Here is a 19,203-nt window from a genome sequence, read left to right as displayed (position 1 = left end):
TGCGTGTTGTGGAGTCCTGCAAGCTAATTGGCAGAATAGGGCTATGACATCTGACGCAGCCGAAAAGCCCCTGGACTATTCAGAGGCGGTGCATCGCCTCGCAGCACTCGTCCCGGCAGGGGCGGTGCTCAGCTACAAGGACGTGGCAGAGCTTCTCGGAAGCGGGGGAGCACGCCAAACGGGCAAGGCGATGGCAAGCGCGCCGGAAGGGACACCATGGTGGCGGATTATCCGCTCCAACGGTTCCATGGCCGATGCGCTTGCCGAAGCAGCAGAACGGCACTGGATCGCAGAAGAACTGGCAGCACCTGGCCGTCACGTGAACATGAATAGATACCGCTGGAATCCCAACGACTGGGCGTGGGAAAAAATTGACGCGCTGCGTACGGCGCTGGGCAACCCCAAAATGTCCGAGATGGATGATCAACTATGAGTATGGAAGAGACCCGAAGCCAGCCCCGCGAAGAAGCCACCTCGGTCCGTGGCCAGTTGCATTCGGTGGAAAGCCCGGTCCTGGTCACCGGGGCTCCGGGTACGGGCAAGACCCATCTGCTCATCGACACCGCCGTTGCGCACCTTGACGCCGGGCTCGATCCGCAGGCCCTCTTGATCATCGGGCCAACTCGACTGACCGCTGCCTCGATCCGTGATGAGCTCAGCCGCCGAGCAGAACGGACTTTCACCGAACCGGTGGTTCGCACCTGGTCGGCTTATGCCTTTGATTTGATCCGCCGTGCCCGCGTTGAAGGACTCTTGCCCCAGCTCGAACGCGTTCCCCGCTTGCTCTCCGGTCCGGAACAGGACACCCTCATCGGCCACCTGCTGGAAGGCCATGCCGAAGGCCTCACCGAAGGACCGCAGTGGCCAAGCGAACTGGCGCTGGCAGTAGGGACTCGCGGCTTCCGCAAGGAAATCCGCGAGTTCTTCGACCGTGTTTCAGAGCTGGGATTGGAACCTGCAGACATCGCTGACCTCGGCCAGCAAGCCGACCGCCCCGAATGGCACGCTGCGGCGCTGTTCTACCAGGAATACCGCGACCTGCTGGATCTGGGCAGCGCCGAGGCTTTTGACCCGGCAGGGCTGATTACCCGGGCGGCGGAAATTCTGGAAGACAATGAAGCGTTCCTGCACGCAGAACAGGACCGGTTGGCCCTGATCCTCGTGGATGACCTGCAAGAAGCCACCCTGTCGCAGCACCGTCTCCTGGCTCTGCTCGGCAAGGACCGCGCCATGGTCGCTTTCGCTGCACCCGACAGCGTAGTTCAGGGATTCCGCGGTGCCCGCACCGATGAATTGCATCGTTTCGCACAAAATTACGCGAGTGCTGGCGAAGCGACGAGCCTCGAACTGACCCACGGCTATCGAATGTCTGGACGGATCACGGAGGCATGGAAACGGATCGTCAGCCGCGTGCCGTTGGCGGCAGGCTTGCGCGGACGAGCTATTGAGCCGTTGAACGTGCCGGAACACGAACTGTGCCAGGCATTGGTATTCGAGAATTCCACCTTGGAAGAACGTTTCATTGCCCAGCGGATAGTGCATCTGAACCTCTACGAGAACCGCAGCCTAGCTGAAATCGCGATTGTGGTGCGCAACGGTTCACAGGTGCGCTCCTTCAGCCGTTTTCTTGAAGGCCAGGGAATCGGCGTGCAGGTGCCACCGGCTGAAATTCCATTGAAGGATGAAGGTGCGGTCCGTCCGCTGCTTGACCTGTTGAACTTGGCGTTCAGCGATTCTGTCACCGATGACCCGCTCCTGATGCAGAACCTGCTGCTGTCGCGTTATGGGATGAGCACCGCCTTGGAAATCCGCCGGATCCGCCAGCTCCTGCGCCAGCAGGAAGCCGCAGCCGGCGGACGCCGCTCCAGCCAGGAGTTGCTTGAATCCTGCCTGCGTGAACCGGCAATGGCCGAGAAATTGGGCAAGCCGGGTTACGGACTGAACCGGCTGCTGAAAATGTACTCTGCGCTGCAAGACGAACTGGCCAGCGGAACCGCTACACCGGAAACAGCGCTCTGGGTGATGTGGGAGGCCTCGGGCCGGGCCAAAGCCTGGCGCGAAGAGGCCCTGGGCACCGGCACTGCCGCCCGCCGCGCCGATCATGACCTGGATGCTGTCCTGTCGCTTTTCCAAGCCGCAGAACGTTTTGTGGATCAGCTTCCCGGCGCCAGCGTCCAGCAGTTCATCGAGCACATCTTGCAGCAGGAATTGCCCATGGACTCCTTGGCAACCCGTGCTGCCGGTGGGCAAACCGTCACGGTTCTCACTACAGCTGCCGCTGCCGGAAAGCAATGGCCAGTGGTCTTTATCCCCGGGCTGCAAGAAGGCTCCTGGCCCAACCTCCGGCTCCGTGGCGAGCTGCTCGGTTCCAATGCGCTCGCCGACGCCGCGGAGCATGGCATTGAATTCCTGGCCACCCGAACGCCAACGCATCTGGTACGCCAAATCCGCAACGACGAATTGCGCAGCTTCAGCAATGCCGTCTCCCGTGCTGGAGACCAGCTGATTTGCACGGCGGTCGATAACGAGGACAGCCAGCCTTCCTCTTTCCTGGACCTGGTCGAGCCACCGGGGCCAGAAGGCAGGGAACCAACCGCGGTTCCGCGCATCCGTTCGCTTCCAACCTTGGTGGCAGAGCTGCGCAGCACCGCCGAGAGAGCCAGAGCCGCTGGCCTTGGGGCAGTGCCAGCGCCGGACGATGTGGAAGCAGGTAGCCTGTACCAGGACGCCACCCACGTGCTTGGACGCCTGGCTCACGCAGAGCGCCCGGTGCGAGGGGCGCATCCAAGTTCCTGGTGGGGGTTGCGCGAACTGACTACCCATGAACCGGTAATCCCGGAAGACCAGCCTCGGCGGGTGTCACCGTCGAAGGTGGAAACCCTGGTGAAATCGCCGCTGAACTGGTTTGTGCAAAGCGCTGGTGGAACCGCTGCCCGCGATTTCGCTGCCTCCTTGGGTACGCTGATCCACTCCATCGCCGAAGAGCATCCCGATGCAAGCGGAAGCGAGTACCAGCAGATCCTGGAGCAACGCTGGCCAGAGCTGGAAAAACTGGAGAACTGGGAAGGTCAAAGGGACTTCGACCGTGCCAATAGCATGCTCAAGAAGTTCGCCGCCTACTGCGTCACCATGCGCCAAGAAGGACGCGAACTGGTGGCTCGCGAGATGCCGTTCCAGATCGAGGTTCCAGCCCCTGACGGCACGCATATCCAGCTTCGCGGAATTATCGACCGCGTCGAAGCTGACGCCAACGGCAAGGTGAGGGTCGTTGATCTGAAAACCGGTTCCACTGCGCCATCCAAGGACGCAACCTTGGAACACCCGCAGCTAGGCGTCTACCAAACCGCAATCCAGCTCGGTGCATTGCAAGATCACGAGGAAACTGCAGGACTCCCGGATGAGCCAGCCGGCGCATCCTTGGTCTACGTCGGTACCAGCACCAAGGGCGCCTCGGTCCGTGAACAACCATCAATTGGTGAAGAGGACTGGGCCCGCACGCTCATCTTCGAAGCTGCCTCGCTGATGGGAAACAGTGAATTCATTACCCGGCACGTTTCGGGAGCCGCAGGGATCCTCGGCAACTGCACGCTGCCTGAAATCTGCCCTTTGTGCGCCCAAGGACGACAGGTCACCGAACCATGAGCAATATCAGATTCACTCCAGAAGAACTCTCCGCAGCCCTGGGCGAGCAGTTTCCGCCCACCGCGCAGCAGGCTGAGATAGTCGCTGCGCCATTGGAACCGATGCTGGTCATCGCCGGCGCCGGCTCGGGCAAGACCAAGACCATGGCGGACAAAGTCGTCTGGCTGGTAGCCAACCAACTGGTCCGACCGGAAGAGATCCTCGGGGTGACCTTTACCCGCAAGGCAGCGGGAGAGCTTTCCGTGCGTATCCGTGCCAAGATCGCGCAGCTTGTGGCCACCGGTCTGCTCAGCCCAGAAGAAACCCGGGACTTCCTGGACCCTGCGGTATCCACCTACCACTCCTACGCCAACACCCTGGTCCAAGACCATGGGCTGCGGCTTGGCCTTGAAGAAGACAGTGCCTTGTTGGGCGCGGCCCAATCATGGCAGGTGGCCCACTCGGTGCTGGAAAGATACACCGGCAACTACGAGCACCTGAACAGTGCCACCAGCACACTGATTGATGCCATCGTTTCCTTCAGTTCGGAAGCATCCGAGCACTTGGTCACCGCACCGGAGGCCCATCAGTGGATTGATGACCTGGTGGCACGCCTGCGCACCTTGCCGATGGACGCAGAGAAGCCCAAGAAAACTACCCAAGTAGCCCTCAAGCTCATCGACAAGCTGGCTTCACGTGCCACCATCGCTGAGTTGGCTGAAGAGTACGCCCGGGAAAAGAAGCGCCTCGGGGTGATGGACTACGGCGACTTGGTGGCCCACGCAGCGCGTATCGCCCAGGAGGTGCCGGCAGCTGCGCTCGCCGAACGGGCTAGCCACAAGGTGGTGCTGCTGGATGAATTCCAGGACACCTCGCACGCGCAGATGGTGCTCTTCTCTCAACTCTATGGCGAAGGCCATCCGGTCACCGCGGTGGGTGACCCTAACCAATCCATCTACGGATTCCGCGGGGCCAGTGCCGGTCAGCTGTTCCGATTCCCAGAAGTCTTCCCGATTGTTCGGGACACAGGCCGGGACGTCGCCCACGTGAAGCACCTGACCATCGCATGGCGCAATACGGTCAACGTGCTCGCGGCAGCGAATAGCATCACTGCCGGCGGGCCGCAGCATCAAGGCCCGGTCTCGGTCAAGCCCTTGGATTCCTCGGCGCATGCCAAGCCAGGCCGTGTGGTGCTCAACCGTTGCGCGACGGTTCGCGACGAGGCAGAAGCCATAGCCGACATGATTGTTGCCGAGAATAGGGCATCTTCCGAGCTGAAGACCAGTGCGGTGCTCTCGCGAAATCGTACCCAGTTGAGCATCATGGGCGAGGTGCTCGCTGAGCGGGGCATCAAATACCAGCTCGTGGGACTATCCGGATTGCTGAGCACCCCTGAGCTCACCGACCTGGTCTCGTACCTGCACGTGCTGGTTGACCCGCTGCGCTCCGACAAGCTCATGCGCTTATTGGCCGGAGCGCGCTGGCGGCTGGGTGCCGCAGACTTGATGGCCTTCGCCGATTGGTCCCGCCAGCTGGAACGGCGGCGAGCCCGTGGCCTGCAGCCAGACCCGGCAGAAAACGAAGAGGCGCAGAGCCCCGAAGAAGCAGTGACCGAGGCGGCACGCGCCGAACTCAATGATGCGGCCAGCCTCGTCGAAGCACTGGACTTCCTGCCCAGGGAAGGGTGGACCAGCAATGACGGCAGGACCATTAGCGCAGCGGGCTACGAGCGCTTGGCGGCCCTGCGCGATGAACTCGCAGGCCTGCGGCTGCTGGCCAATGATGACCTTGAAACGCTGATTCGCGAGACCGAACGCGCCATGAATCTGGACATCGAGGTGGCTGCCCGTCCGTGGATATCTCGAGACAAGGCGCGAGCCAACCTCGATGCCTTCGCCGATGTGGTGCGCGAGTACTGCCGCAATGCGCCACGCGTTGAACTGTCCGGCTTCTTGATGTGGATGGAACAGGCCGCCGAAAAGGAAAAGGGACTACCGCTGCCAAGCGAAGATGCTGACCCCGCGGCAGTCCAATTGCTGACGGTTCACGCGTCCAAGGGATTGGAATGGGACATCGTGGCGGTGATGACCTTGAACGACGGGGTGTTCCCGGGTTCCAAATCCGACCGGTGGACCAGCGGTGACAAAGCGCTGCCCTGGGAAATCCGTGGCGACGCCCGCGACCTGCCCCAATGGGACACCGACCAGCCGGCCTTGAAGGAACTGCTGGAAGCCGAATCGGTCTTCAAGGACCAGGTAGAGGACCACCACATTGCCGAAGAGCGTCGCCTGGCCTATGTCGCGGTGACCCGCGCCAAGTCATTGCTGATTTGCAGTAGCAGCGTCTGGACGAGCACCCGTACCAAGCCAACCGAGCCATCAGAATTCTTCACCTGTTTGCTTCCGCTGGCCGAAGGCGAGGAACCCCAGGCGGAGATCGGGGTCTGGGTGAAGGACGAGGAAGCGCCGGAACAAAACCCGAGCACTTTGACGCCCCTTGAAGCGCTGTGGCCGTACGATCCATTGGAAGGCCCCGTCGTCACGGGGGGAGTGCAAAAGACTCCATACCCGTATTCACGGCGCAATGTCATTGCGGATGTGGCGAAGGATCTCGAATCCGTTCCAGCAGATCATGAGCCGCTGACCAGCTTCGGGAGGCAGTGGGCTGAAGAAGCGGAGAAACTTCTAAGCCAGCGCGAGTTCTTGGCTGGCCGTGAACGCAGCATCGAGGCACCTGAGCATGTGCGTGCTTCGTTGTTTGTCGAGCTGGCCGAGGACCCGGTTGGGGTACTGGAAAACCTTCGACGCCCGGTGCCGCGTCGACCGGGACTGGCTGCACGGCGCGGTACCGCGTTCCATGCCTGGATTGAAGAGTTCTACGAGAAGACGTCAATGCTTGATCTGGGAGACCTGCAGGATCCGGCAGATGGCTATCTTGATGAGGCGCTGGACCTTGAATCCATGAAGGAAGCGTTCCTATCCAGCGAATGGTCCAAGCTGCAGCCGGCCTATGTCGAGGTTCCATTGGAGACCCGTGTGGGTCCGGTGGCTGTGCGTGGCCGCATTGATGCCGTCTTCCGGATGGACGACGGTACGTGGCTGATGCTGGACTGGAAAACCGGTCGAGTTCCTAGCGGCAAGGATCTGAAGAGCAAGCTGGTCCAGCTCGCGGTGTATCGTCTGGGCTGGTCACGCCTGCACGGAATCCCGCTAGAGGAGATCAAGGCCGCCTTCTACTATGTGGCGGCGGGCATTACGATCCACGCGGAGTATCTCTCCGATGAGCAAGAACTGGAACTGATGATCAGCAGCGCGTTTGAACAGCTCGAAGGCTAGCCGCACAGGGCGCCGGGAAATCTTTACTTCCCGGCGTCCTGAACAGGCTTGTTGTTCTCTTCAGCAGGCTCAGGCGTGCTGACTGGCCGTGCGGCAACTGCCTCGGTTTCCGCTGCATCAGTATCGTGTTCGGCGGCCTTGGAGGCGGGTTCATCCTTCGCAGGCGAACTGTTTTTGGCATCAGCCTGAACAGCATCAGATTTTGGCTGGTCACCAGACTTCTCTGGCGCGGCCTGGACCTTGGACGCTGTGCTTTGGGGCGACACGGAGTTCGGCGATTCCGCAGCCAGGGGAGTGACCTTGTCGGTGTTAATGCTCGGCGCGGCGACGACGGCCGGCTTTTCCGGAGCCTTCTGGGCCGGCGCTTCTGGCTGGGGAGCCAAAGGGCGCGGAGCTTCCACGACCGACAATGGCTGGCCACCGTACTCCGCGATGTTCTGGTCCAATTCGCGTAGCATCTCTTCGGCCTCGGCGATGCGCTCGTAGTCCTTGGAATCCAAAGACTTCACCAGCCACTGCGCCAGCGCGAATTCGGCGGCCAGCGCGGCGCGACGCATGATGTGCGGATCCGCAGCCTTGCCACGGGCTTCGACATAGGCGGTGAAAACGCGCTCGCTGAAGCTCTGGTCTTCTATGGCCGAAAGCCAAGCGAAGTCATCGGCGGGATCGCCGACGTGCAAATCTGTCCAGCCCTTGACTGCAGTGATGCTGGAATGGGAAATCTGCAGCTGCTCTTCATCGAAGTCGCCGTGAACTACGGCAGCGTTGAAACGCCACAGTGCCACGTCCTCCATGGCGTGTTCCCAACGGCGCAGCAAACCGCTTGGCACCTTGCCCGTAGCCGCGGCGGTATCCAGTTCGTTGAGTTTGCGCTGGCGAATCTCGTCGGCAGTGTAGGTCGGCAGGCCTGCCACTTCAACAGCTTCATCTGGGATCTGGTGGATGGCAGCCATGCACTGGCCCAGCGACTTGGCCAGGTTGCTGCCCACATCAACCAATTCATCGAGGGTCGGAACGTGTCCAGGCATGTCTTTGTAGACAAAGGTGCGCAGTGGGCCCTGGCGCACGGTGCCGGCTACGGCAGGCAAGGAAAACGGCAGTGAAGCGCGGACCTTGGCGGAGAAAGCACGCAAGGCCGAAAGCTCTGCTTCCAGACGCATGCTTGCCTCGTCATGCCGAGGTGAACGAACGCGCCAGCGATGCTTGAGTGCGTCGACGATCAATGCTGAATCAAAGTCTTCTGCATCGTCGGACAGCGCCGCGAAGCCTACCGGAGTCAATCCGGGGACGGCGGCGGTGGCAATTGCGGCGAGTTCCATGGCAGTGCGTTTCACAAGTTCCACCGTATGCGAGATTCCCTTTTCTATCGTTGAATGACGCACGGAATATGGCGGGATTCACCGGCAACATTCAGAGTTGCGACGAATCTCATTGATCAACAGCTATCCACATTGAGCAAGCATCAAGATTCTGGAGCGCTACGTGCATTAGGTTAGAGGTATGGCTCTGGCAGAAACTTATCGAACCCCACTTACCGGACTTCACTTCGGACAGTCTCTGATTGAGCGCCCACTGACCGAAAAGCAAGACCCGATGCTTTTGCCTGGCCTATTTAAGCAGCGCAGCACCAAGGTGTTGCTGATCAGTGGTGGTGGCGCGGCAACTACCGGCTCTGATCTCTTCTTTCTCAACGGCACGGACTACCTCGCAAAAGACTCCGAGCGCCAGGTGTACCTGGGGCGTGCATCAGGCACGGAATACGTCCTGGCTCTCGTTGATTCCGAGGACTATGCCTCCAGCGGCATCGAGCGCTGGACGACGCTACGTGAAGGCTTCAACCTGCTCAATGAACTGCATGCAGAACTCTTTGTTGAAGCGCAGGCGATCGCCAATTGGATCCGTTCAGAGATATTTTGCCCACGCTGCGGTTCACCCGTTAGGGCTGCCACCTTCGGGTGGGGCCAGCGTTGCGTGAACAATGACCACGAGCTTTTTCCACGTACCGACGCGGCAATCATTGCCTCGGTGATCGACAGCCAAGATCGATTGCTGCTCGGATCCAACGCCGCCTTCAAGCACCGGATGTACTCGGTGCTTGCGGGATTCGTCGAAGCAGGGGAGTCCCTGGAGTCGGCCGTGCGCCGCGAGATCTTTGAAGAATCCGGTGTGCGTATTGGAGAGGTTGCCTATCGCGGTTCCCAGCCTTGGCCAATGCCGCGATCGCTGATGCTCGGTTTCGCTGCTGAAGCCTTGAGCGAAGAGCTGGTTCCGGATGGTGCAGAAATCATGGACCTTCGCTGGTTCACACGAGCAGAACTGCGTGAAGCTCTGGAATCAGGAACAATAGATATACCGCGCGGAGTCTCGATAGCCCACGCATTGATCCGTACCTGGTACGGCGAACCCCTTCCGGAGGCCCTGAGCAAGTGACCGAATACGACAATCCGCCAGCAGACAATTTGCTAGTGGGACTGGATGCTGAACAGCGGCAAGCAGCTGAAACCCTCAGCGGTCCACTGTGTATTCTGGCGGGCGCAGGAACCGGCAAGACCAGAGCAATTACCCACCGGATCGCCCACGGCGTGCATACTGGCATCTACAATCCGACCAGTGTTCTCGCGCTGACTTTCACCACGCGTGCAGCCGCGGAGATGCGTACCCGCTTGCGTCAGCTCGGCGCACCCGGCGTGCAGACGCGTACTTTCCACGCAGCGGCCTTGCGCCAGCTGCAGTATTTCTGGCCGCAGGCCGTTGGCGGAACCTTGCCGAACTTGGTGGAGCACAAGGCCCCGCTCATTGCGGAGGCGGCGCGTCGCCTGCGCATTTCCAGCGACCGCGCCATGGTCCGTGATCTGGCTGCGGAAATCGAATGGGCCAAGGTGTCCATGCATACCCCGGAAAGCTACGCCAAGATCGCGTCTTCCCGAGAACTGCCCAACGGTCTCGAAGCAGTGAGCATGGCCCGCATCTTCCAAACCTATGAAGAGCTCAAAGATGACCGCGGAGTTATCGACTTTGAAGACGTACTGCTGCTGACCATTGCAATTCTTGAAGACAATGAAAAAGTCGCAGCCAGTGTACGCCAGCAGTACCGCCACTTCGTCGTCGACGAGTACCAGGACGTTTCGCCGTTGCAGCAACGGCTCCTGGATCTCTGGCTTGGCCAGCGCAACGAACTGTGCGTGGTGGGCGATGCCTCCCAGACCATCTACTCCTTCACCGGTGCACGCCCAGACTTCTTGCTGAACTTCGGCACACGGTTCCCGGAAGCAAAGGTCGTGAAGCTGGTACGCGATTACCGCTCCACTCCTGAAGTCGTGAACCTGGCGAATAAGGTGCTTGCTAATCGGCGCATTGAATCCCAGGTCCCTGACCGTAACGTGACCTGGCCCGAACCACTGGAACTCATCGCGCAACGCGATCACGGTCCGGCCCCTGAATTCTTTGAAGCGACGGATGACGAAAATGAAGCCGAGGAAGTCGCCCAGCGCATCAAGCAGCTGCTCATAAACGGCCAGGACATCTCCGAGATTGCCATCTTGTACCGCACCAACGGGCAGTCCCAGGCTTTTGAGCAAGCACTGACGGCGTATTCCATCCCCTACGTAATGCGTGGTGCCGAGCGGTTCTTCTCCCGTCGTGAAGTCAAGGAAGGGATGCTGGCCTTGCGGGCCGGCTTGAGCGTCGCCGCAGATACTCCGGTTGCGCAGATGGTGCGCGATGTGCTTTCTTCGCACGGCTACTCGGTGAATGCCCCGAGCGGCGGCACTGGTGCGGTGCGCCAGCGTTGGGAATCGATGTCGGCACTGGTTCGCCTGGCCGACGAAGTCGTTGCGCTCAAAAAAGAACAAGACATTGATGCCACATTGCACGATGTGGTCAAGGAATTGGAAGACCGCGCAGCGATCCAGCACGCGCCAACTCTGGATGGCGTCACCTTGGCATCATTCCACGCAGCCAAGGGGCTGGAATGGGATGCCGTATTCCTGGTTGGATTGAACGAAGGCCTGGTCCCGATCTCCTATGCCAAGGACCAAGCGGGCTTCGATGAAGAACGGCGGCTGCTGTACGTGGGTATTACCCGCGCACGGAAGCACCTGTACCTGTCCTGGTCGCTGGCAAGGACCCCGGGCGGACGCGCGCACCGATACCCATCACGATTCCTCGATGGGATTAAATCGGTACGCCAAGCCAGCAGCAGGCAGCAGACCACCTACCGCAAACGCGAACAGAAAATCACGCCCGCAGTCTGCATGACCTGTGGATCCTTCTTGACCAGTGCGAAAGAGCGGAAGCTCAAGCGTTGCGCCTCGTGCCCTGCTGCCTATGATGAAGCGTTGTTTGAGACTTTGCGTGAATGGCGATCAGAAATTGCCCAATCCCATTCGGTCCCCGCGTTCGTGATATTCACCGATGCAACCCTCATGTCCATCGCGGAGCACCAGCCGGATTCAATCCAGGGATTGTCGAAGATTCCAGGGGTGGGACGTAGCAAGCTTGAACGATATGGCGAGGCGGTACTTGCGGTCGTTGGAGAGCGCCGAGCATAGGGTTCTCCACAAATTGGCGAATTGGCCCGAAGCTGTTCAGGCTAGGACGTAGCTTAGAGAGATGACGTAGTGAGCGGTCGGGAAGATCCGCGGCCACTGCCATAGATGAGGAAAGAGGGGCAATGCAATGCCAGCTTTTCCAAACTCCGTCGACTTCGTAGCGCCGGATGAGATTCCAGTGCGGGTTCTGCGCTCGGCCAAGCGCAAGAAGACCATTTCCTCCCAGTGGCGCGATAACCGGCTGATTATCCAAGTCCCTGCAGCGCTGGACGAAAAAACGGAACGCGCTTTCGTCGATGAGATGATCTCGAAGTATCGCAAGGGACGCCAAGCGCGCACCGCGGGTCATACCGATGATGCGCTGGAGCGCCGAGCGGCATCTCTTGACCAGCAATATTTCGCAGGCGCAGCCGCGCCGCAATCCGTGCGTTGGGTAGCCAACCAGAATAAGCGTTGGGGTTCGGCTTCATATCGGCAGCGCAGCATCCGCTTATCGGTCACGTTGCAGCATATGCCCAGCTGGGTGCAGGACTATGTTCTAGTCCACGAACTGGCGCATCTGGTGGCCCCGCGGGCCGGCCACGGACCTAGGTTCCAGGCTTTGCTGAACCGGTTCGAACGCCGAGCGCAGGCGGATATTTTCTTGGAGGCATTCCACGCAGGCTACAACGCTCACGCCAAGGAATTGGGCCGGGCCCAGGATGAACTTTCGGGTTTCGGCCATGACGAGGAACAGTAGTTCAATGCAAGAAGGAGGGATGTGCACTCGTGCACATCCCTCCTTCTTGGTTTCGATCTAATCAGTTCTTCGGATCCTCTGGATTCCCTGAGCCGTCATCGCCTTCGGCTTCGGGTTCAGCGTTGTCGAAGCCGCCGTCCAGAAGCTTACCCAGTGCTGCGTCGAAGTCGTCGAACTCGGTCGCGGCAACTTCACGGCGATGCGTGAAGCCCTTGGGATCGGTGAGGTCTTCCGCAGTAGGCATCAGATCTGGGTGATCCCATACGGCATCACGGCCCTCGATACCACGTTCGTCGTACAAGTGCTCCCACAGGGCAGCCGCTTCGCGCAGCTTGCGTGGGCGCAATTCAAGTCCCACCAGAGATGCGAAGGCAGTCTCAGCTGGGCCACCCGAAGCGCGGCGGCGACGCATCGTCTCGCGCAGGTGACCAGCAAATGGAAGGTTCTGAGCGGCCAAGGAGACCACATGATCAACCCAGCCCTCGATCAATGCCAACGTCAGTTCTAGGTTTTCTAGAGCCTTCTCCTGAGCGGGGGTGCGCTGCGGGGTGAACAATCCTTCACCCAGCATCGATTGCAGCGCTTCGGGGTTGGACGGATCGATACCGCGTACTGCTTCTTCAATGCGCGACATGTCGATATGGATGCCCCGAGCATAGGATTCCACGGCACCAATCAGCTTGGAGCTTAGCCAAGGGACCCGGTTGAACAATCGTGCGTGAGCGTTCTCCCGCAGAATCACATACAGCAGGACTTCCTGCTCAGGGATTTCAAGGCCATCGCCGAACTTGCTGACGTTGGTCGCGATAATGCCTGGAGTGGTTCCTGCCAAAGGCAGGCCGATGTCGGTGCCGCCAAGCACATCGGTTGCCAAACCGCCCAGCGCAGTGCCCAGCTGCATGCCGAACATGCTGGCTCCGAGATTGCGGAACATGCCATCGGAGTTGCCGAGCATGCCCTTCATCTCTTCGGGAATCTGTTCCTTCATCGCGGTGGTGATTGCGCTAGCTACCGACTCGGCGACAGGTTCGGTGACCTGCTTCCAGGTGGCCAAGGTCTTGTCATACCATCGTTTACGGGTCCATGCCTCGGTTGAGTGGCCGTTCGACTCGAACACCGTAGCGTTGTTCAGCCACAGCTCAGAAAGGTTCGAAGCATCGCTGATGGCTTTGCTGCGCGCCTCCGATACCGCCGGATCATCGCTGGCGTATGCCTGCAAAGCGGTGTCGGATGCAAGCTTCCAGTTCACCGGACCGGAAGAGGCGTTATTGCTCATCATCGCGGACATCATGGCCTGGGCCTGCTGCATCATTTTCTGCATCGCAGCCGGATCGCCTTGAGCACCAAGGGCATCACGAAGCTGCGGCGGAAGGTCATTCGGGTCGAATCCGCCACCGAAGAGCTGACCAAACATTGCAGACAATGGGTCCTGCGGATTGTTCTCGTCGTCATCGCCGTTAGGGCGGTTATTCGGGGGGTTCTGTGCCATGCCTTTAAAACTACCGCGAGCAGCTGGTAGTTCCCATGAATCTGGGCTTCAGTTCGCTTTCGGCACATCGAATACGCCTTGATGCTGATGCTTTTAAACCCAGGGCTTCAGTAGGCTAAGGGTGGGGATGTCTGCAAGGACGGATCCGCGTATTTTTTGACAGTTGGCGGGAGCAGGATCAGTGCACGTACAGGAACCACAAGACTCGACTTTGGAGCCAGGCGATTCCGGCCGCACTCCGCGAGGTTCCAAAACCATGAGACGCACCAGCTCCGGCGTCGTTGCGCTGCTCCTGATCGGCGTCATGATGTTTCTTCCCACGAATTTCATGATCCGGTCGCCTGGCCCAGTGTTTAACACACTTGGCGAAGACAACGGGCACGATGTCGTCTCCATCAAAGGAGCCCCGTCGTACCCTTCGGAGAGCGTCTTGGATCTGTTGACTATTTACGTCCAGGGTGGCGGGCAGAACCGAATCACCATACCTGTCGTACTTGAAGCATTGTTCAATCCGACCAAGGATCTTGTCCCGGAAGAAACCATCATTTCTCGTGGCGTCTCTTCGGAAGAGAAGAATGAACAAAATGATTTCATGATGACTTCTTCGCAGGACTTGGCTGTGGCAGCGGCTTTGACCGAGCTGGATCAGGGCTTTACCGAGTGGCTTACGGTCGCTGAGTTCTCCACCGACACCAATGAAAAGGTCCTTGAGCCCAAGGACCGCCTTCTGAAATTCGAGGGAGAGACGATCACTTCGCTGGAGCAGCTGAAGGAAGACTTGAATTCCCGCGGTGCGGAACCAGCAACATTGACCGTTGGCAGACCGGATAAGCATGGTGTCTACAGTGACGTAGATGTCACCGTGAACACCAAGGAAGCCGAGAATGGCGAACGCCAGTTGGGTGTCTTCCTGGGCAACGAATACGAATTCCCTATCGACGTGAGCTTCGGGTTGGAAAATGTTGGCGGTCCGAGCGCCGGCATGATGTTTGCCTTGGCCATCATTGACCGCCTGACCGAAGACTCCTTGGCAGGGGACCACCACATCGCAGGCACCGGTGAGATTTCAGCCGAAGGCAAGGTCGGTCCAATCGGTGGAATCGCCCAGAAGATGGTGGCGGCGAAGAATGCCGGAGCGACCGTCTTCTTGGCCCCGGCTGATAACTGCGCTGAAGCCATAGGGCGTATTCCTGCCGGACTGGATGTCATCAAGGTTGCAACCCTGTCAGAAGCTCGCCAGGCATTGGAGAAGATCGCCGAAGGTGAAGACCCGGCGACTTTCACGACATGCGAATAGATTTAGCCGGGCATCAAGGGAACAATGTGATGCAAGGAAACCAATCTAGTACACAACACCCGTACAAGAATTAGGTAAACGAGTTCTCTTGTTGGGAACAACGGGAAGAACCCAAAGTAAGGAATAGATAGTGTCTTTCGGATCGGATAGTCCGTTCGGGGGTCCGCCGCGGCCCCAAGAACCACAACGACCTTCCAACCCTTCGGGCAAGAAAGCCTCGCCGCTGACCCTGACCATCTTCGCGGTGGTCATTCTCGTCGCAGTCTTCGTTTTCTTGTCGAATTTCTACGCTGATATCCTCTGGTTCAACCAGCTGGGTTTCTCCGAGGTCTACTGGACTGAGCGGATCTCCAAATTAGTGATCTTCCTGATCGCTTTGGTGCTGATGGCGGTTCCAATGTGGTTCTCGATGCGCAGTGCCTACAAGCACCGCCCTGTCTATGCACCAAACACGACCCGGCCTGATTCCATGTCGCGCTACCAGGCCCAGCTGGAACCAGTCCGCCGTTTCCTGATGGTCGGCATTCCATTGGTGATCGGCATTTTCGCTGCCGTAGCCGTGGCCGGACAGTGGCAGACCATCTTGCTGTTCTTCAACCAGGTCGGCTTCGGTAGCGCTGACCCCCAGTTCAACATGGATCTGGGCTTCTTCGTTTTCTCCCTTCCGTTCATCGCATTGGTCAACGGCTTCTTGATCTCGATTGTGCTGCTCAGCGGCGTTGCTGGTCTGCTGACCCACTACCTCTACGGCGGAATCCGTGTTGAAGAGCGCGGCGGCATAACCGTTGGCAAGGCCGCCCGGGTGCACACCGCGGTTGTTGTCGGAGTCTTCTTGATCTTCCAGGCTGTGAACTTCTGGATTGGCCAGTACGAGACCCTCACCGACCAGTCCGGCCGTGTCGCCGGTGCGTTGTACAAGGATGTCCACGCTGTCATCCCCGCACAGATGATTCTGGCCATTGTTGCAATCCTCATCGCCATCACCTTCGTGATTGCGGCGATCAACGGACGCTGGCGTTTGCCATTGATTGGCACCGCCATGCTGGTGGCAACGATGATCGTTGCCAGCGGCGTCTACCCGTTCCTGATCCAGCAGTACAAGGTGGTCCCTTCCCAAAGGGCGCTGGAGAGCGAATATATTGAGCGCAACATCGAGATGACGCGCTTGGCTTTCGGTCTCGATGATGTTGAAGTTACTGGCTACGACGCAAAGATCTCGACTGAGAAGAATGCGCTGGCCGAGGAAACCTCAACCACCGCGAATATCCGCCTGCTGGATCCGAACCTGGTTTCGGCTGCTTTCGCGCAGTTGCAGCAGTTCCGCGGCTACTACACCTTCGCCGAGACCCTTAACGTCGACCGTTACGAGATCGACGGCAAGGTGGAAGATACCGTTATCGCCGCCCGTGAAGTGAACGTGGACCCAACCGACACTTGGGTGAACCAGCACATCAACTACACCCACGGCTACGGCCTGGTGGCTGCCTACGGTAACCGTGTGGCTGCCGGTGGTCGTCCGGACTTCATGCTTGGTGGCATCCCGACCTCCGGTGATTTGATTACCGACGAGGATTACGAGCCGCGGATCTACTTCGGTGAGAATTCTCCGTCCTACTCCATTGTCGGTGGACCGGATGAGGGGTGGACCGACCAGGAGCTTGACCGTCCAGGTACCGGTGGCGAGAACCAGGACACCCGCTATACCTTCCAGGGGGATGGCGGTCCGAACGTTGGCAACATGTTCAACCGCTTGGTCTACGCACTGAAGTTCGCCTCCACCGACCTGTTGCTCTCGCAGAACGTCAATAGCGAATCGCAGATCCTCTACGATCGTGATCCTCGCGATCGCGTGAGCAAGGTTGCTCCATACCTGACGCTGGATTCCCAGGCGTACCCTGCCATCATTGATGGACGCGTGCAGTGGATCATCGATGGCTACACCACCTCGAATGACTTCCCGTATTCGCAGCAGCAGCAATTGGACTCGGCAGTGACCGACTCGCTGACTAATGCGCAGGACCTGTCGCTGACCGGCCGGGTGAACTACCTGCGTAACTCGGTGAAGGCCACCGTCGATGCCTATGACGGAACGGTCAAGCTCTACGCCTGGGACACCGAAGATCCGATCCTGCAGTCCTGGAACAAGATCTTCCCTACGGCATTGAACCCGTTGGACGACATGTCGGCTGAGCTGATGGAGCACGTGCGTTACCCCGAGGACATGTTCAAGGTGCAGCGCGAAGTGCTAACCACCTATCACGTGGATAACCCGGATGCGTTCTACGAGTCCAACGATGCGTGGGCTGTGCCGGATGATCCGACCTCGTCCGCCGCTGGCGTGAAGCAGCCGCCGTACTTCATGTCCTTGAAGATGCCGACCCAGGATGAAGCGTCGTTCTCGCTGACCTCGACCTTTATCCCTGCGGCAGCGGCCAATGGCCAGCAGCGCAACGTGCTCTTCGGCTTCCTTTCGGCTAATGCCGATGCCGGCTCCGAGCCCGGAGCGAAGGCCGAAGACTACGGCAAGCTGCGCCTGCTCGAGCTGCCACGAGATACTGCGGTACCTGGTCCAGGCCAAGCGCAGCAGAACTTCGATACCAACACTCGAGTGACCACTGAACTGAACCTGCTGCGTCAGGGTGCTTCGGAGGTCAAGAACGGCAACCTGCTGTCGCTGCCAGTTGGTGGCGGAATCCTCTACGTCCAGCCGGTCTATGTTCAGTCCTCGGGCCAGACCAGCTACCCGACCTTGCGTAAGGTTCTGGTTTCCTTCGGTGACAAGGTTGGCTTCGCCGATACCTTGGCTGAAGCGCTGGATGAGGTCTTCGGCGGTGAGTCCGGTGCAGTGACTGGCGAGACCGAAGGCGTTACGCCAGAGGGGGATCCAGAGGACGAGAATGAACCGGCCAAGACTGATACCCAGCAGCTCTCCGAGGCTCTGGCTGACGCGAATGAAGCCATCAAGAATGGCCAGGAAGCGCTGGCCAAGGGTGACTTCGGAGCCTACGGCGAATCGCAGAAGCAGTTGGAGGATGCCTTGACTCGTGCGATGGACGCAGATGCGGCCATCAATGGCACCGAGGTTGAAGGGGATGTGAAACTGGACGACGGACAGAATCCGGACGCAACCCAATCGCCAGCACCCCAGGACGGTGCTGAAGGCTAAGCAGCAGCACCAGCAGCCCGATTTGCTTTCACTCCGCGATGATGCAAGAATTGTCTAGTCATCGCGGGGTGGAGCAGTTCGGTAGCTCGCCGGGCTCATAACCCGGAGGTCGCAAGTTCAAATCTTGCCCCCGCCACGAATGGCGAAATGGAGATCCTAACGGATCTCCATTTTGCGTTAAGCTGCAAGTTGCCCGTTGCCGGATCAGTACCCGTGAATTGATGCGGGAAGCACCGTCAACCCATGTACGGAAGGGGGCGGTCGCCGGCATATGTGTAAGTTGGGGCCGAAGGCTGACGCAGTTCCAGGCCGACCGCAGGGCCCCGGGCGCTGGAAGGCCCGAATCTTCCCCTTGAGCGGGCTAGGGTGATTGCAGCAGGCTCTCAGGCACCTTGTGATGACGACTACCCGCCGGAGTGTGCAATCATGTGGCGGAAGACCTCTAGTATCTTTGAAACCCGGGTGGCGCCGGACCGAGACGTATGGATGTAGCCAAAGAATAATTCGGCTCAGGCGGGGCATTTGGGTGCAGTGCGACAAAGGACACTCTTTTCGATTCGCTATTGAGTTCACCAGTTGGTAATGTTGTATTTACCGACGCGGGGTGGAGCAGTTCGGTAGCTCGCCGGGCTCATAACCCGGAGGTCAGAGGTTCAAATCCTCTCCCCGCCACGAAAGTGGAAACGGAGATCCAGAAGGGTCTCCGTTTTTGGTTTAACCGGACTTCTCGGACCGGCTCCAATGGGTGACCGTGGCGTTGATTTTGTTTCGAGGTCGCCGGATGGACCTGAAAAGCTGTCCCTTCACCCCTGGGAGAGCCTGTGCAGAGTTGGGCGGTTTACCCCGCTGCACGAGCCAGAGGCCTCTTGGTGACGCAACGCACTATCCCAGGATTAGCCAAGTCATTCACTGATTGGTAATGTTGTATTTACCGACGCGGGGTGGAGCAGTTCGGTAGCTCGCCGGGCTCATAACCCGGAGGTCAGAGGTTCAAATCCTCTCCCCG

General features: G+C 59.3%; 10 protein-coding genes and 2 tRNA genes. 10 read left to right on the top strand and 2 right to left on the bottom strand.

The window, feature by feature from the left end; translation table 11 throughout:
* The first annotated feature begins 43 nt into the window (after nucleotides 1–43).
* The 3 genes from AAZQ98_RS12765 to AAZQ98_RS12755 are packed head-to-tail and all read left to right on the top strand — an operon-like array spanning nucleotide 44 to nucleotide 6,956.
* Nucleotides 44–433 (top strand): MGMT family protein, encoded by a 390-nt coding sequence (locus AAZQ98_RS12765; RefSeq protein ID WP_166650728.1) that lies wholly within the window; start codon nucleotides 44–46, stop codon nucleotides 431–433.
* A complete protein-coding gene (locus AAZQ98_RS12760) occupies nucleotides 430–3,642 on the top strand; it encodes an ATP-dependent helicase (RefSeq protein ID WP_434692756.1) in 3,213 nt (1,070 codons plus the stop codon). The genes AAZQ98_RS12765 and AAZQ98_RS12760 overlap by 4 nt, the downstream gene beginning before the upstream one ends.
* Nucleotides 3,639–6,956, top strand: coding sequence for an ATP-dependent helicase (locus AAZQ98_RS12755; RefSeq protein WP_434692755.1), 3,318 nt, complete (start codon nucleotides 3,639–3,641; stop codon nucleotides 6,954–6,956). Before AAZQ98_RS12760 ends, AAZQ98_RS12755 begins: the two co-directional genes overlap by 4 nt.
* A gap of 23 nt (nucleotides 6,957–6,979) precedes the next feature.
* Here the strand turns inward: AAZQ98_RS12755 and AAZQ98_RS12750 are convergent, their stop codons facing one another.
* Entirely contained in the window at nucleotides 6,980–8,290 is a 1,311-nt protein-coding gene (locus AAZQ98_RS12750; protein ID WP_434692753.1) for a phosphotransferase, read from the bottom strand.
* A gap of 259 nt (nucleotides 8,291–8,549) precedes the next feature.
* On the opposite strand from AAZQ98_RS12750, the gene nudC reads away from it, so the two are divergent.
* The 3 genes from nudC (at nucleotide 8,550) to AAZQ98_RS12735 (ending at nucleotide 12,245) form a co-directional block, all read left to right on the top strand.
* A complete protein-coding gene (nudC, locus tag AAZQ98_RS12745) occupies nucleotides 8,550–9,386 on the top strand; it encodes an NAD(+) diphosphatase (protein ID WP_434692751.1) in 837 nt (278 codons plus the stop codon).
* The gene (locus tag AAZQ98_RS12740) at nucleotides 9,383–11,506 is read left to right on the top strand and encodes an ATP-dependent DNA helicase UvrD2 (protein WP_434692748.1); all 2,124 of its coding nucleotides are present in this window, start codon (nucleotides 9,383–9,385) and stop codon (nucleotides 11,504–11,506) included. Before nudC ends, AAZQ98_RS12740 begins: the two co-directional genes overlap by 4 nt.
* 127 nt (nucleotides 11,507–11,633) lie before the next feature.
* Nucleotides 11,634–12,245, top strand: a complete 612-nt coding sequence (locus AAZQ98_RS12735; protein ID WP_434692746.1) for a SprT-like domain-containing protein — start codon at nucleotides 11,634–11,636, stop codon at nucleotides 12,243–12,245.
* Between the two features lie 61 nt (nucleotides 12,246–12,306).
* On the opposite strand, the gene AAZQ98_RS12730 is transcribed toward AAZQ98_RS12735, so the two are convergent.
* Nucleotides 12,307–13,734, bottom strand: a complete 1,428-nt coding sequence (locus AAZQ98_RS12730; RefSeq protein ID WP_434692744.1) for a zinc-dependent metalloprotease — start codon at nucleotides 13,732–13,734, stop codon at nucleotides 12,307–12,309.
* A 256-nt stretch (nucleotides 13,735–13,990) separates the two neighbouring features.
* Here AAZQ98_RS12730 and AAZQ98_RS12725 point away from each other — a divergent pair, with 256 nt between their 5' ends.
* From AAZQ98_RS12725 to AAZQ98_RS12710, 4 genes are all read left to right on the top strand, one after another.
* Nucleotides 13,991–15,031, top strand: coding sequence for a YlbL family protein (locus AAZQ98_RS12725; protein ID WP_434692742.1), 1,041 nt, complete (start codon nucleotides 13,991–13,993; stop codon nucleotides 15,029–15,031).
* Between the two features lie 130 nt (nucleotides 15,032–15,161).
* Nucleotides 15,162–18,197, top strand: coding sequence for a UPF0182 family membrane protein (locus AAZQ98_RS12720; protein WP_434692740.1), 3,036 nt, complete (start codon nucleotides 15,162–15,164; stop codon nucleotides 18,195–18,197).
* A gap of 62 nt (nucleotides 18,198–18,259) precedes the next feature.
* A tRNA-Met gene (locus AAZQ98_RS12715) sits at nucleotides 18,260–18,333 on the top strand.
* Between the two features lie 462 nt (nucleotides 18,334–18,795).
* Nucleotides 18,796–18,869 (top strand) — tRNA-Met (locus tag AAZQ98_RS12710).
* Nucleotides 18,870–19,203: the final 334 nt, after the last annotated feature.

It is taken from the genome of Glutamicibacter sp. Je.9.36 (assembly GCF_051129975.1).
Taxonomy (GTDB): Bacteria; Actinomycetota; Actinomycetes; order Actinomycetales; family Micrococcaceae; genus Glutamicibacter.
This window is presented reverse-complemented; position numbering and strand designations above follow the sequence as displayed.